We start from the raw sequence: 14,472 nt of genomic DNA, 5'->3' as shown, positions 1-14,472 counted from the left end.
CTCGGGCTTGGGCCGGACCCTCTCTCACGGCCCTCGGGTTTGGGCCGGACCTTCTCTCACGTCCCTCGGGTTTGGGCCGGACCCTCTCTCACGGCCCTCGGGCTTGGGGCGGTTCCTCTCACGGCCCTCGGGCTTGGGCCGGGCTGCTAGCATCTGATACTCCGGCCCGGCACTTTGCCGCCGTAAAATTGGGGGTTTTCTTGTTTTCATTGGTTGGTATTCTCTACACCCTGCTCATGGTGGCAGTCGGGGCTTTGGTGATTTACGCCTTGGTGCTCGCCATCATCTTCTTGCGCCTGCGCATTCAGGAGCTGAAACGGGGGCAGGAACCCCCGTTGCGTTAGGCTCCATGCATGCCTGAACAGAAAACAAAACCACGTCTGGCCGGTTATTTGGACAAGCAGCAGCCGGATCTTTACGAGACACTGAGCCACTATTCGCAGCAGTTGGTGGACGAAGCTGACCGGCTTGGCATCCCGCGCCGCACCCTTGAACTCATCAACTACTTGTGCTCGCAGATCAACGGCTGCGCCTTTTGCCTGGACCTTCACCACCGGCGGGCCCTGAAATATGGGGAGACGGAACAACGGCTGTCCCTCGTTGCCGTCTACAAGGAAGTGCAGTTGTTCGAGCCCGCTGAGGCCGTCGCCATGCAGATTGCGGAGCAGATCACCCGCATGAGTTCATCGCGGCCCAGCCCTGAGCTCTTCGAGCAGGCGCGCCAGCACTACAGCGACGAGCAAATCAGTGTGCTGTGCATGGCGGCCATTGGGATCAACGCTTTCAACCGGCTGTCCATTTTGAGCGAGCACCCGGTCCGAGCGGCCAAGAAGTAAGCTCAACCGCTGAAAGTGCGTGCGGCAGCCACCTGCTTTGGCGACGCGAGCTCCCCGGCACACCCCTTAGCTGGCGTGTCGGGGAGGTTTAGACATCAAAGCGGGTGGTGGCGGCCCGGCGTGGGTCCTGATGGAGGCCCGGCCGGCGTGGGGTCCTGACCCTGTTTCAGACGGGAACAGCCCTTGGGCAACCGGGAAAGGTTGCCCAAGGGCTGATCTGTCTCCAAAGAAGGTCAGGAACCCGCAGACCCGAAAAGCCCTAGGCGTTCACTGCCTTCTTGAGCGAGCGGCGCCGCCCGTATTTGAAATAGAAGATGGCGTAGCAAGCGCCCACGAACGGGACGCCGAACAATAGCGCCGCCACCTGGTTGGGATCGAACGCGATGCCGATCAGCGACACCACACAGAGGGCGAACGCGAGGATGGGCACCAACGGGAACAGCGGTGCCTTGTAGGGAAGCGTTGAAAGGTCCCCACCATTCTTGATGAAGGTCCGGCGGTAGATGAAGTGTGACGCGACGATGGACATCCACACACCAACAGTGGCGAAACCGGCCACGGAGACCAGCACCAGGTAGACGGTGGCCGGGGCAACGACGCTGCTGATCAGCGAAGCCAGGCCGCCCAGCATGCTGACGCAGAGGGCCACCATGGGGATCCCGCGTTTGGTCAACTTCCGGAAGGCCTTGGGTGCGTGGCCTTCGTCGGCCAGCGAGAAGAGCATGCGGGCGCAGGAGAAGAGCCCGCAGTTGCCGGCGGAAAGAAGGGCCGTGATGATCACAAAGTTCATGATGTCCGCGGCGTAAGGGATGCCCAGCATGGAGAAGACGGTGACGAACGGGCTCTCGTCCACGCTGACCTGCTCGTAGGGAATGGTGGCTGCGATGACCACGATCGCACCAACAAAGAAGATCATCAGCCGGATCACCGTGGTCCGCATGGCTTTGGGGATGTTTGCCCCGGGATTCTCGGTCTCACCGGCGGCAACACCAATCAGTTCGGAACCTGAGAAGGCATAAAACACCGCAAGGCAAGTGACGAAGACGCCTGTGAAGCCGTTGGGGAACAACCCGTCCGGGGTGTTGAAGTTCTCGCCAAAGGAGGGGAACTCACCAGGGGCCAAGGGGTGGAAGCCCGCCAGCGCGGCGCCGCCCAGGATGATCAGGCCGACGACGGCGGCAACCTTGATGAGCGCGAACCAGAACTCTGATTCACCAAAGACGCGCGATGAAATGGCGTTCAGCGTGAACAGGACGGTGGCGAAGATGAAGCACCAGATCCAGACGTCCACACCCGGGAACCAGCGTTGCATGAGTAGGCCCGCTGCGGTGAACTCGGAGCCTAGGGCCACAGCCCAGCAGAGCCAGTACAGCCACGCGGTGGCAAAACCCGTAGCCGGGCCGATGGTGCGCGCGGCGTAAATGTGGAAGGCACCCGAGACGGGGAACGCAACAGCGAGCTCCCCTAGGCATGCCATCACCAGATAGACCACCACGGCGCCAATGAGGAAAGCAATGACCGCGCCCAGGGGCCCGGCTGTGGAGATGGTGTATCCGGAACTAACGAACAGGCCAGAGCCGATGACGCCGCCCATGGCGATCATCACCAGGTGCCGGGCCTCCATGGACCGGCGGAGGCCTGTGGGTGAGGCGTCAGTCCGGGACTGCGCCTCGTTTGCCGATGCTTCGGCTTCTGTGGGGGAGCTGAGTCCCATATTCCCTCCGGGAAGTTAGCCAGCAAAGTCTGAAGTAGTACCAGCCGGACGTGATCCAACTAACACGAGTACAAGATTCATCACATGACGAATGAGCATTTCAAGCAGCCTAAGAAACGCGATTGAACGCGCTGACCACTCACGGTCTAGGGCAAGAAGTTCTAATCATTGAGTCATGCGAGCGATTACTCTACTTGCCACCTGCTAGGTTCCTTGCGGAGCTGCGTCAGCGAAAACTCCCGCAGCCCGCCGACTCACCCGCAGCCCGCCGACTTACTCGATGGCAGCAAACAACGCGTTGAGCTCGTCCGTGAGTTGCTTCCGAACAGCCGGAGTGCCGATTTCCTTGCCATTGATGTGATTCACGGGAGCAATCAAGCGGATGCTCGAGATGAGCCACACGGCGTCGGCGTCGAACAGGTCCTGGGGGACAAGCGGCCCGTAGCCGAGCTCCCAACCGGCAGCCTTCGCGGCGGCAAACAGCGCACCCTGCGAGGTACCGGGAAGAATGCCACTGTCATGTTGGGGCGTGATGAGCCGGCGAACAGTCCTGACGGAACCGTCGCCGTCGTCGATCGTTTCCACGTGAGCCAACAGGACCGTGGACGTGGGGCCCTCCAGGACGCGGCCGTCCGTGGACGTAAAGATGGCATCATCTGCGCCTTGCTTGTGGGCAAAGCGCAGCGCGGCCATGTTGACCGCGTAGGACAGCGTCTTGGCGCCCAGCAACAGCCACGGCGCACGCTCACCAGCTTCGGTGTCGAAGCCCCGGTCCAAAAGTACGACGTCGATGCCCGTCTCACGCTGCCGGCGGCTGCCCGCGGGCGAGGGCGAAGCCTGCACCCAGCAGGTAGGGCTGGCTGCGCCCTCGACACCACGGGTGACGATCAACTTGACCACAACTTCGTCCTCCTCCGGCGTGGGAGCAGGGTGGACATCGCGGAACTCGTTGATGGCGGTATCAATTGCCTTGCGCCAGGCATCCTGCTCCGGAAGCACCAGGTCCAGTGCGGCCGCGGAACTGCTTAAGCGGTTCAGATGAGCCTGCACCTTGCGGGGACGTCCTTGAACGGCAAGCAGTGATTCGAACACGCCGTCGCCACGGGTGGCGCCGAGGTCCGTGGCCATGATCTGGGGTTGGCTGGAGTCGGCAACGCGTCCGTTTTCAAAGGCGGGGTCCAGAAAAACCAGGACCGTGGGAGCAGGTGAAGTCATGGTCCCAGCTTAGTGCGGTGCCGTTGCCGATGACTTTGCCGGATAGGCTGAGGACACTGTTGTTCTTGGAGCGTGGGGGTTTGCAGGTGCTCTTTCCTTTTCCGTTTGGCCAGGAGTGGACCTGGTTACTGGGTGCGTGGGCCATCGCGGAAGTGGTCATGCGGATCGTCCTTCTGGGTATCATTCCCGGAAACAGGCGTCCCACCACCGCCATGGCCTGGCTTTTGGCTGTGTTCCTCATCCCTTCCGTAGGGTTCGTCCTCTTCCTCCTTTTCGGCAATTTCAAACTGTCCAAGCGCAGGCGTGAGCAGCAGGAAGAAGTCAACCGTCGCGTCCGTGCCGTCACGTCCGACCTTGCCGATCCGGTGAGCGTCTACTCGGGGCCGGAGTGGGTGAAGTCAGCGGGTGAGCTGAACCATCGCCTCGGTTCGCTGCCCATGGTTGACGGCAACAAGGTTGAGCTGATCCCCGGCTACCACGAGTCCATCAAAGCCATGGCCGAAGCGGTCAAGGGTGCCAAGAGCTACATCAACGCCGAGTTCTACATCATGAGCAGCGACTCCGTGACGGACGAACTGCTCACCGAGCTTGAGAATGCTGCTGAGCGGGGTGTCACCGTCAGGCTGCTTTTCGACCACATTGGAACGCTGCGGGTCAAGGGATACCGTCGCCTGATCCGCCGGCTCAAATCAGGCAAGATCCAATGGAAGCGGATGCTTCCGCTGCTGCCCATCCATGGCCAATGGCGGCGTCCGGACCTCCGGAACCACCGCAAGATCATGGTGATCGACGGTGAGATTGCTTTCACCGGCTCCCAGAACCTGATTGAGCCCTCGTACAACAATCCAAAACACCACAAGGTTGGCCGTAAATGGGTTGAGCTTATGTCCCGGCTCGAGGGTCCCATCGTGGCAACCCTCAACGTCGTCTTCGCCACCGACTGGCTCAGCGAAACAGACGAATCCCTGGAGGACCAGCTCCAACTGTCAAACCAGCCTCCTCCGGGCCGCGTCACAGCGCAAGTAGTGCCGAGTGGTCCAGGGTTTGCCACCGAAAACAACCTCCGCTTGTTCAACACGCTGATCTACTCGGCGCAGCACAGGATCTCCATCTGCAGCCCCTATTTTGTGCCTGACGATTCCCTCCTCTACGCCATCACCACCGCCGCGCAGCGAGGAGTCGAGGTGGAGCTCTTTGTGTCCGAAAAGGGCGACCAATTCCTGGTTCACCACGCTCAGCGCTCCTACTATGAGGCGTTGCTGGGTGCGGGCGTGCGCATCTACCTGTACCGGGCGCCATATGTCCTCCACGCCAAGCACTTCACTATCGACGACGAAGTGGCCGTACTTGGTTCCAGCAACATGGATATGCGCTCCTTCTCCCTGAACATGGAGGTTTCGGTGATGCTTTTGGGCGCCGAAACCGTGGACCTCATGCGCGCGGTTGAATCCACGTATCGCGAGGTGTCCCGTGAGCTTATGTTGGATGACTGGATGGATAGACCCCCGCTGGCCAAGTATGTGGATAACGTGGCCAGATTGACCGCCACGCTCCAGTAGTTTGTGTGCAGCTAACGCCCTTTAGAGACGCTCTTGGGGGCATTAGCTGTCCAAAAACTCAGTCCGGGAAGTCAGCACCCAGCGTGGACAGCACGCCGAAAGCCTTGGTCCGGATTTCCTGGTACTCGTCATCTGCCACGGAATCCGCGGTGATGGCCCCACCCACGCCGAGGGACAGGGTTCGCCCGCCAGCGCCATCCGGATTCACCACCAGCGTGCGGATCACCACGGCAAGGTCCGTGGCGGCATTCAGCGAGAAGTAGCCGATGGCGCCGGAGTAGATCCCCCTGGGCCCGGACTCGAGTTGGTCCAGAATGTCCATGGTGCTGATCTTCGGGGCGCCTGTCATGGACCCGGCGGGAAAGGCTGCGGCCAAGGCTTCCGCCCGCGGTGCACCTGGCCGAAGGTGGGCATCTATGGTGCTCACCATTTGGTGGACGGTGGCGTAGCTCTCGATCGCGCACAACCTGCTGACTGTCACAGAGCCCGGTATGGCGAAGTGGCTGAGGTCGTTGCGCAGCAGGTCCACAATCATGATGTTCTCCGCGCGGTCCTTCAGCGATGTCTCGAGGTCGTGCCGCAAAGCAGCATCCTCGGAAGCGTCAGCAGACCGGCCGCGGGTGCCCTTGATTGGCTCGGCGCGCATACCGCCGTCGGACATGATGCGCAGGAACCGCTCAGGTGACGTACTTGCCACCACCAATTCGCCGAACCGAAGGTAACTGGCGAAGGGTGCAGGGTTCCGGCGCCGCAGCGCCAGGTAGCTTGCCCACGGATCCAAGCTGCCGGCGGGGGATTCCAACGTGGTGGTCAGGCAGATCTCGTAGGAGTTGCCTTCACTGATGTGGTGCTGGGAGTGCGCGATCTTGCGCTTGTAATCCGTGGCGGAGTCCCGGCTGACGAATTCGGGAACCGTCCCCGAGGGGATTGCGTGGTGGGCGGCCGGAACGGCGGCCGCGGCCGCGACGGCGGCGGGGACGGCTGCAGCAGCCCCGGCTCCAGCAGCCCCGACGGCGGACCGGGCCTCGCGCAACCATTCCTCGGCGTCGGGCGCGTCCAAGGCGAGCAGCCAGACAGTCTGTTCCCGATGATCCACCACCACAGCCCGCCCGGCGAAGAGCAATGCTGCGTCAGGGGTATCGGAGGGGACGTCGTTCCCGCCGGTTTCGCGCTTGAGTTCGTAGCCGAGGTATCCGAGCCAGCCGAGCGTGAACTGGCCGTCGTAACCGCGGGGCGCGCGGACGGCCCGGCGGCCCCAGACGGAATCGAGCCAGCGGAAGAACGGCCCGGAGGTCCTGACGGAGGCGGAACCGGCGGTCACGTGGGTAGTTCCGGAGCGGTGCAGCACCGACTGGCCGAACGTGCCGCCGTCGTCGGCCAGGATGCTGAAGCGGCTGCGGGCCGCCGCTTGGGAACGGCCGGCGACGGCGGTGGCATTGGAAGAATCGAGCCACACGGCGTTCGTGGACTTGCCGTAGAGGGAAGAGAACAGAAGTTCGGCGTCCGGGGTTGCCTCCAGGCGCTCTGAGCGCAATTGCAATCCCCGCCGCGAACTGAGTTCAGGCGACAAAATCGAAGCAACTGAAGGCAGGTACATGAGGGCCTGCAGGACATCGTCCGGTGCGCTGCCGTCGGCGAGGTTCTGCACGCGGACGTCGGCGGCGCTGATCACCTGATCGGTGGAAAGCCACTCATCTTCCTGGGCTGCCCAGCTGTCCCAGAACGGTTCGTAGGTGCTTCCGTCACGTGTCAAAGCACGACGACGGCGATCGTCACCGGGGGATTCAACCCACACCACGGCGTCCAGCATGGAACGGGCCGCGTCCGCTGCCGCTCCTACCCCTTCAACAATCACGATCTCGGCGGGCAGCGTGACGTTCAGGCCGCCGTCGTAATGTTTCTCCCAGTCCCAGCTGGTCCACTCTGCGGCCATGCCTTCACTGAGAGGCTTCAGGACCGTACCGACGTAGCGCTCAATGCCGGGCATGAGGCCGTTCCAGCCGGGGTAGATGTCCTCCAGATGGAACAGCGAAACCTTGTGGTGCTGCCGCAACCGGGCCGCCAGTTCAACGGCCAGCGTGGTTTTTCCTGCGCCGGACCTGCCGTCAACAGCGATGATCACGGGTGCAGGGGTCATGTCATAGAGGTTACCTGCTGGGGCTCTTGAGATTTCCCGTCCTGGGACGCGGCGATGGCTGCCCTGACATGCTGAACGATCCCGGGAATGGCTGCTTTGACGAGCGTCCACGTGTTGTCGAAGTCTGTGTGGCCGCCGTACCAGGGGTCCTCGATGCCGAGGTCCAGGGAGCTGCGGCCTGCCATGTGGGGGTCGAAGCTGCGGAACATCTGCACTTTGTCCAGCGATGTGTGGTCCGGGGCTCCTTGCTGCAGCCAGCCGAAATGATCGACATCAAGTGCGAGTATCAGGTCCCTTTCGGCGTACCATTCAGGCCGCCATTCGCGGGCAACGTGGTCCTCGGAAGGAAGGTGATTGGCTGTTAGAACCCGCGCGGCGCGGGGGTCGATGGGGTGCCCAACTTCGTATCCCGTAGTGCCCGCAGAGTCCACCACTACAAGGTTGCCGAGCCCTTCCGCTGCGAAGGCTTCGGTGAGCATGAGCGCTGCCATGGGTGAGCGGCAGATGTTTCCCGTGCAGACCGTGATGATGCGGTATGGGCTCGTCGTTGAGTACATGAAGCAAGCATGGTTGATGTCACCCCTTCTTGGCTAGGGGAGGACTCGACAGGAAAGTCATTTTTGGTGTCGAATCTGTCACATATCGTGGAGGCAAGGCAGTAAACGCTTTCTATTTTCACCTCAACCCCACGCATGGTGGCTATCTTTCCGGCAAACTCTTGCTTAAAGTAGTAGTAAGCGCTTTCATTTTAACCCGTGAGGCTGGTCACAGCGGCCGCCCCGGACAAAAGGATGTTCCATGAGTGAAAGCCATAGTCATGTCCCTGATTCCCATAACGCCAAAATTTCAGGAGTAACGCCTTTGGGGCGGCACCAAATCAGCAGGCGGGGTGCTCTGGGGGCCATGGCCGTTGTTGCCGGAGGCATGATGGTGCCGTGGGCCGCGGCACCGGCCATGGCCGACACACGAACCAGCCAATCGCGCAGCCAGATCGTCACCGCGATGCCGGATTCCCATGTCCAGGAAGAAGACAGGCTTCAGATTTCCCTGTGCACCACCAACCTGCAGTCCACCGGCTTTTACCTTCCCGCAGGCGCGGCATTGACGGTGACCGTAAAGGCGATGACTGCTCCGGAGGCAATGCTCGTCATTGGTGCCCCTGACGCCGATGCCCGCCCGGAGTTCAAGAAGCCCCGTGAGTATCCGCTCAAGAAGGGAAAGAATGTCATCACCGATGCCGGGGGCGGCGTGATCTACTACAAGGTGCCCGGAGTCAGTGGCTACGTCAGCGCAACGCTGGACGCCGCTGCGCAGCCCATGCCGTACTTCGTTTACGGTCGCACCAACGAGCTCGAATTCCAGCGGCAACTCGATGAGCGTCCAACCCCGTTCGTCGAGCTGGTGAGCGCCCACGCCACTGTCACGGTGGAGCGGGCATCCGCTCTTCGATACCGGTCCGAGAATCACTCCGAGCTGATGGCCACCTTCGAGGACCTGATCTCCATCGAGGATGTGACCAGTGGCTACGACGGTTCCAGTCCCGTTCATGCCCGCCAGGCCCATCCGTACCACCTTGTGGGGTACCCGTCGGCAATTGCCAACGTGGGGGCCTATGCCACGCACGGCCATACTTCGTTTCCGCCGCCCATCCAGGACCGACTCCTGACCGTGGAGGGGCTGCGGATGCGGGGCTGGGGCATCTACCACGAGCTCGGTCACCAGCATCAGCAAGTCACGTACAAGCCAACGTCGCTCACTGAGGTCACGGTGAACGTCTACTCCCTTGCCGTGAACGCCAGCTTCGCCAAAAAGTACGGCCAACAGCCCCGGCTGCATGTACCGGATGGGGTAAGCGGACTGTCGCCGTGGGAATCGGCCGTGCCAATGATCGGCAGCGATGGGGTGGTGTACGGGACGACGTTCGATGGCATGGAACGGCTGGTGATGTTCGAGCAGCTCCGTCTGGGCTTTAAGAACTTCTGGCCGACGCTGCACAAGATCATCCGGGAGCAGCGCCCGCCGAAGGGTGACTACTGGGATGAGGTCTACCGGCTGCGCAACTTTGTGGTCTGGGCCAGTAAGGCGGCGAGAGCTGACCTGAGCGATTTCTTCCTCAAGTGGGGCTTAGCGGTGGACGATGACGCACGTGCCCAGATCGCTGCGGAGGGTCTGCTTCCACCGGCGAGTGATCCCACGTTGATCCGCGATGAAGCGCAGCTCATGCTGGCCAAGGAGATCCAGGCGCAAAAGTCTCTTGCCGCGCGCTCGCAGTTCGACGAAGCCGGAGCGCAGTAAGAACCTAGGCGGTGGCCGCCGGGGCGTTGAGAGGTTCCTGCGCTTCGGCGGCCAGCGCTGCGGCGGCCAGGTAAACGGTACGTACGACGGCGGCGCGTCGCCTTTGCGCCCGGCCGGGATCGTTGCCAGCCATGAGTCCGTCCAGCGCAGGGAGTACAGGGGCGGCGTCGCAGAGGCTCACGATGGTGATGAGGAGATCTCCCGCGTCTTCCCTGGAGACTCCGGGCAGGGCTGCGATGGTGCTGTTGACCTTTGACGCGCAGTTGGCCATCCGCTTGGGCAATCCCACCACTTCCGTGCCCCGTTCCAGGCCTTCCCAGAAGAGGAGGCGTGGTGCTGTGGCGTCTTTTTGGTGGTGGTCGAAGAGCCTGCCGGCGTAGTCCGCCATGGCTTCAGGCCCGCGGCCCTCGATGGGAACTTCGTCCATGAGGGTGCTGAGGGCGGCAACGATCACGGCGTCGAAGAGGGCATTTTTATTGCCGAAGTACTGGTAGATCCGTTCCTTGTTGACGCCTGCCTCAGCCGCGATGCGGTCGATGCGGGCGCCGGCGAGTCCACGTGTGCAGAACTCGGAGGTGGCCGCTTCGAGCAGCAGTCCTTTGGTTCGCTCTGTGTCCCATGCCATAGGGTCATATTACCAGTTTCCAACTAAGTAGTTGTAATTAATCGGCGGCCCGGTTATGGTGAATCCAAGCCAATTGCAACTATCTGGTTGGAGAATCACTTGACTGCCGAAGCTACGACTGAAATCGCCGCCGCACCGACGGCTGTGGCCACTGCCCATCCGAAAGCGCCGTCCGTTCACATGAGGGCCCTCATCACCTGGCTCGCCATCTTCCCGCTCGTGTCCATTGGGATGCTGCTGCTCGGCCCCATCATGGAGCCGTGGCATCCGGTCCTCCGTGCGCTGGTCCTGACCGCGTTCGTGGTTCCCACGGCGGTCTACTTTGTTGTTCCCCGCCTGTTTGCAGGTCACGGTGCCCTGAGCCGCAAGGCCGTGGAGCGCGCCGCCCAACGCGCAGCCCGCAAGTCCGCTTAACCCAAGTAGGTCGCAGATCAGGCCGTTCTCAACGCTCAGAACGGCCTGATCTGCGACCCAGTTGGGTGCGAGGCTGGGACTAAGCGGCCCGCAGCTTCTCGACGTCGGCATTGGAAGGGTACGCAGCCTGCGTGCCCTTCTTTGTTGCAGCCAAGGCTGCGGCTACCGAGGCAAACGCGGCGGCGTCGGCGAGGGATTCGCCGGCAGCCAGACGCGCAGCAACAGCGCCGGTGAAAGCATCGCCGGCTCCCGTCGTGTCTACGGCTGAAACCCGGGTGGGGGCAATGCGCGTGATCTGGTCTTCAGTGCCGCGCGCCAAGGAGTCGAGCACCACGGAACCTTGCGCCCCAAGTGTTACCAGTACACGCTGCAGACCGCGGTCGGCGAATTGGCTCCGGACGGGCTCCCAGGCCTCGGACTCCGCGTCGGCGTCGGGCACATCCGCTTCCGAGCCCAGGAACAGCGAAGCCTCGTGGGCGTTCACCAGCAACACATCGCTCAAGTCGGCCAAAATCTCCGGCACCTCCGCGTAAGGCGAGAGGTTGAGCAGAACTGTGGCGCCGACGTCGTGCCCTGCTTGGGCGGCGGCAATCACGGTATCGATCCCCACCTCGAGGCAGAGGCACACCACGTCCGCATCCTGGAAAGCGTCGGGCGCAACGTCCGCAGGCCTGAGCGTGCCATTGGCACCGGCCGAAATGATGATGCTGTTCTCGCCGCTCGCATCTACCGAAATGACTGCGACGCCCGTAGCGGCGTCGGAGCGTCGGACGCGGGAAACGTCCACACCGGCGCTGGCCGTCGAATCCAGGAGCATGGTGCCGTTGGAGTCGTCACCCACCGCGCCGATCAGGCTGACCTGACCGCCGAGCTTGCTCGCAGCCACAGCCTGATTGGCACTCTTGCCACCCGGATTGACGGCGAAACCGTTGCCATGGACCGTCTCGCCGGGTTGGGGGAGCCGGTCGCAGTAGATGGTGAGGTCTGCGTTCAGGGATCCGACGACGACGATTCCCGCCTTGGGTGCGCTGGTCATGCGGTTACCTTTTCGGTTTCGGTCACTTCTGCGTCCACCGGTTTGGGGATCAGGAGCGAGGCTGCGAAGGCTGCGAGGGTGATGGCCAGGCCAACCACAACCACCGTCAGGTAAGAAGCCTTGGCGTCATTGAGCGAAGCCGTGGCCACGAGGACTGCCGGAAGAACCAGGAAGCTCAGCCCGGCGCCAAGGTTGAAGGCGCCCGCGTTCATGCCCGGGAGGAAGCCCGGGTTGCCCTGCGGCGAGAGAACCACGCCCAGTCCGTTCAGCATGATGTTGACGGTACCGGCGTACATGATGCCCAGCAAGGCCGTGCCCACGATCATCATGGGCAGGTTGTTCAGGCCGAAGAACGCAATGATCGCCAGTGCCGCGAGGCTGCCGAGCAGGCCGATGCGCAGCACCTTCGTGTAGCCGAGTACCGGTGCGAGGCGTCCGCTGATCGGTCCGAACACCCAGCCCAGGAGGGCATACGGGGTGAGGATGATGAGCGACATCTCCGTGGGGCCCACTCCGAAGCCGGGATCTGCAGCCTGCACATAGGCCGGGACGATGCCGTTGATGACCGCGAAGATGCCGGTCATGGTCAGGGTGGTGGTCAGCAGCGGCGCCCAGGTGGAGCGCTGGCGGAGGTGCACAGTTTCCACCATGGGCTGCTTGGCGCGCTTTTCCACGGTCCAGAACGCAAAGAACGCGACGGCGGCAACCACCGTGAGTGCGATCGCCAGGGTCAAGGTACCGGCGTCGAAAGCCGTGGCCAGCTTGGCGCCTTCATTCAAGGCAGTCAGCAGGGCGCCCACTGCGATGACGATGAAGAACACGCCCAGCCAGTCCATGGTGGTGCCGGCTGCGGGCTTGCTTTCGCCGGCCAGGACGGCGATGAGGACAGTTGCTACGAGGGCCAGTGCCACCATGAGCCAGAAGATGCTGCGGAAGCCGAAGTTTTCAGCGAAGTAGCCACCCACAAAGGAGTCGACGCCGGCCACACCGCCGTTGACAGCCGTGATGAGGCCCATGAGGGTGCCGTATTTACGCGGGTTGCTGACTGCTGACCGGAGCATGATCAGGCAGAGCGGAACGGTAGGACCGCTGACGCCCTGGATGATGCGGCCCACGAAGAGCCACGTGACGTCCGGCGCCATTGCTGCGATGACGGAGCCGACGGCCATGAGGATCATCATGCCGACCAGGATCTTCTTGCGCCCCACGATGTCGCTCAGGCGGGGCAGGAAGAGTGAGAACAGGGCGGCGGCCGTGAAGAACCAGGTCTGGGACAGGCCGATGGTGGCCTGGTCCGTGTTGAGCTCGTTGCCCATGGTGACCAGGGCTGGGCTGAGCATGGAAGCGTTGAGCTGGAAGGCCACGCAGGCTGCCAGCAGGGCAACCATGAGGGCGGTGACGTTGCCTCGGGAGGACTTGGTTTCGGGGAGGGTGGACATTACTTTGCCTCTCCAGCCAGAACGGTCTCTGCGGTGGCACTGACTTCGGCCTCAGCAACGGCGGTGGCGTCAGCACCGGCGTCGAGGGTTGGTTCGCCGATCCTGACGATCGCGTCGGTGACCAGATCCCAGAACTTCTTGTGGTCCAAGTCCACAGCCACGGAGGTGTGGCAGTCCTCCGGCGCCGGGGCGCGGAAGTCAGCTACGGTCATGCCGAGGGTGAGCTTGCCCTGCAGCTCGATGTCCACGGGGACCTTGCGGGTGGTCATGACGGTGGGGTCGATCACGTAGGCAACGGCGCAGGGATCGTGCACCGGCGGGAAGTCGAAGCCCTGGGCGTCCTTGTACGTCTTCTGGAAGAAGTCCATGAGTTCCATGACGAACTTGGCCGGCTTGGTGCCGATTTCGGCTATTTTCCGGACGACTTCATCAGTGGCCAAGGCCTGGTGCGTGAGGTCCAGGCCCACCATCACCACAGGCCACTTCTCGTTGAAGACGATGTGCGCGGCCTCGGGGTCGATGATGATGTTGAACTCGGCCACGGCGCTCCAGTTGCCCACGTGGTAGCCGCCGCCCATGAGGACAACTTCCTTCACACGCTCAACGATGCGCGGCTCCTTGCGGGCTGCCATGGCGATGTTGGTCAGGCCCGCTGTGGGGACCAGGGTGACCGTGCCCGGCTCATGTGCCATGACGGTTTCAATGATGAGGTCGACGGCGTGGCGCGGGTCCAGCTCGATAGCGGACTCGGGCTGCTCCGGGCCGTCCATCCCGGAATCACCGTGGATGCTGGGGGCTGTTTCGATGGTGCGGACCAAGGGGCGATCGCAACCTGCGGCGAAAGGAACACCGGTGATGCCGGCAATCGTGGCCACTGAAAGGGCGTTGCGGGTGACCTTTTCCAGGGTCTGGTTTCCCACCACGGTGGTCACTGCGAGCAGCTCGATGTCCGGATTGCCGTGTGCCAGCAGCAACGCCACGGCGTCGTCATGGCCAGGGTCGCAGTCAAGAATGATCTTCTTGCGTGCCGGTGTCATGGTGTTGGGTTCCACGGTTCTCTCCACGTCATTGGGGCCTGCCTGGTACTTGCCCGGGGCAGGGCGCTAAGCATTCAGGGGAATTCTGGCACTGCTTTATGGGTCACGTCAAACGCTTAACGTCAGTCAAGTGCCGCCGCTAGGACTTCAACGTCAAGCGCTTGA

General features: G+C 62.5%; 13 protein-coding genes. 5 read left to right on the top strand and 8 right to left on the bottom strand.

Annotation, left to right across the window (positions count from 1 at the left end; translation table 11 throughout):
• Positions 1-200 precede the first annotated feature (200 nt).
• Together CQ020_RS24200 and CQ020_RS12895 are read left to right on the top strand one after the other, a co-directional pair.
• A complete protein-coding gene (locus CQ020_RS24200; RefSeq protein ID WP_181151873.1) occupies positions 201-344 on the top strand; it encodes a hypothetical protein in 144 nt (47 codons plus the stop codon).
• Between the two features lie 9 nt (positions 345-353).
• Complete coding sequence (locus CQ020_RS12895) at positions 354-836, top strand: carboxymuconolactone decarboxylase family protein (RefSeq protein WP_105692207.1); 483 nt, start codon at positions 354-356, stop codon at positions 834-836.
• 259 nt (positions 837-1,095) lie between these two features.
• Here the strand turns inward: CQ020_RS12895 and CQ020_RS12890 are convergent, their stop codons facing one another.
• Both CQ020_RS12890 and CQ020_RS12885 read right to left on the bottom strand, forming a co-directional pair.
• The gene (locus CQ020_RS12890; protein ID WP_105692206.1) at positions 1,096-2,550 is read right to left on the bottom strand and encodes an amino acid permease; all 1,455 of its coding nucleotides are present in this window, start codon (positions 2,548-2,550) and stop codon (positions 1,096-1,098) included.
• A 273-nt stretch (positions 2,551-2,823) separates the two neighbouring features.
• Positions 2,824-3,765 (bottom strand): aminodeoxychorismate lyase, encoded by a 942-nt coding sequence (locus CQ020_RS12885; RefSeq protein ID WP_105692205.1) that lies wholly within the window; start codon positions 3,763-3,765, stop codon positions 2,824-2,826.
• A gap of 86 nt (positions 3,766-3,851) precedes the next feature.
• Here CQ020_RS12885 and cls point away from each other — a divergent pair, with 86 nt between their 5' ends.
• The gene (cls, locus tag CQ020_RS12880) at positions 3,852-5,324 is read left to right on the top strand and encodes a cardiolipin synthase (RefSeq protein ID WP_105568063.1); all 1,473 of its coding nucleotides are present in this window, start codon (positions 3,852-3,854) and stop codon (positions 5,322-5,324) included.
• Between the two features lie 58 nt (positions 5,325-5,382).
• Here cls and pabB read toward each other — a convergent pair whose 3' ends face one another.
• Both pabB and CQ020_RS12870 read right to left on the bottom strand, forming a co-directional pair.
• Complete coding sequence (gene pabB / locus CQ020_RS12875) at positions 5,383-7,461, bottom strand: aminodeoxychorismate synthase component I (RefSeq protein WP_105568061.1); 2,079 nt, start codon at positions 7,459-7,461, stop codon at positions 5,383-5,385.
• A complete protein-coding gene (locus CQ020_RS12870) occupies positions 7,458-8,018 on the bottom strand; it encodes a low molecular weight protein-tyrosine-phosphatase (protein ID WP_105568062.1) in 561 nt (186 codons plus the stop codon). Before CQ020_RS12870 ends, pabB begins: the two co-directional genes overlap by 4 nt.
• 241 nt (positions 8,019-8,259) lie before the next feature.
• Between CQ020_RS12870 and CQ020_RS12865 the strand changes: the two genes are divergently transcribed.
• The gene (locus CQ020_RS12865; RefSeq protein ID WP_105692204.1) at positions 8,260-9,756 is read left to right on the top strand and encodes a M60 family metallopeptidase; all 1,497 of its coding nucleotides are present in this window, start codon (positions 8,260-8,262) and stop codon (positions 9,754-9,756) included.
• Between the two features lie 4 nt (positions 9,757-9,760).
• Here the strand turns inward: CQ020_RS12865 and CQ020_RS12860 are convergent, their stop codons facing one another.
• Positions 9,761-10,381 carry a TetR/AcrR family transcriptional regulator gene (locus tag CQ020_RS12860; RefSeq protein ID WP_105692203.1) on the bottom strand — a complete coding sequence of 207 codons (621 nt, stop codon included), beginning with the start codon at positions 10,379-10,381 and terminating at the stop codon, positions 9,761-9,763.
• 99 nt (positions 10,382-10,480) lie between these two features.
• Here CQ020_RS12860 and CQ020_RS12855 point away from each other — a divergent pair, with 99 nt between their 5' ends.
• The gene (locus CQ020_RS12855) at positions 10,481-10,795 is read left to right on the top strand and encodes a hypothetical protein (RefSeq protein ID WP_258141871.1); all 315 of its coding nucleotides are present in this window, start codon (positions 10,481-10,483) and stop codon (positions 10,793-10,795) included.
• 79 nt (positions 10,796-10,874) lie between these two features.
• Here CQ020_RS12855 and CQ020_RS12850 read toward each other — a convergent pair whose 3' ends face one another.
• From CQ020_RS12850 to CQ020_RS12840, 3 genes are read right to left on the bottom strand one after another with little or no spacing between them, the layout of a single operon-like run.
• Positions 10,875-11,831 carry a ribokinase gene (locus CQ020_RS12850; RefSeq protein WP_105692201.1) on the bottom strand — a complete coding sequence of 319 codons (957 nt, stop codon included), beginning with the start codon at positions 11,829-11,831 and terminating at the stop codon, positions 10,875-10,877.
• A complete protein-coding gene (locus CQ020_RS12845) occupies positions 11,828-13,270 on the bottom strand; it encodes an MFS transporter (RefSeq protein WP_105692200.1) in 1,443 nt (480 codons plus the stop codon). The genes CQ020_RS12850 and CQ020_RS12845 overlap by 4 nt, the downstream gene beginning before the upstream one ends.
• Positions 13,270-14,307, bottom strand: a complete 1,038-nt coding sequence (locus tag CQ020_RS12840; RefSeq protein WP_105692272.1) for a nucleoside hydrolase — start codon at positions 14,305-14,307, stop codon at positions 13,270-13,272. The genes CQ020_RS12845 and CQ020_RS12840 overlap by 1 nt, the downstream gene beginning before the upstream one ends.
• Positions 14,308-14,472: the final 165 nt, after the last annotated feature.

Source organism: Arthrobacter sp. MYb23, assembly GCF_002979775.1.
Lineage (GTDB): Bacteria > Actinomycetota > Actinomycetes > Actinomycetales > Micrococcaceae > Arthrobacter.
Note: the sequence above shows the minus strand (reverse complement) of the source record. Positions and strands in the feature narration are given on the sequence as shown.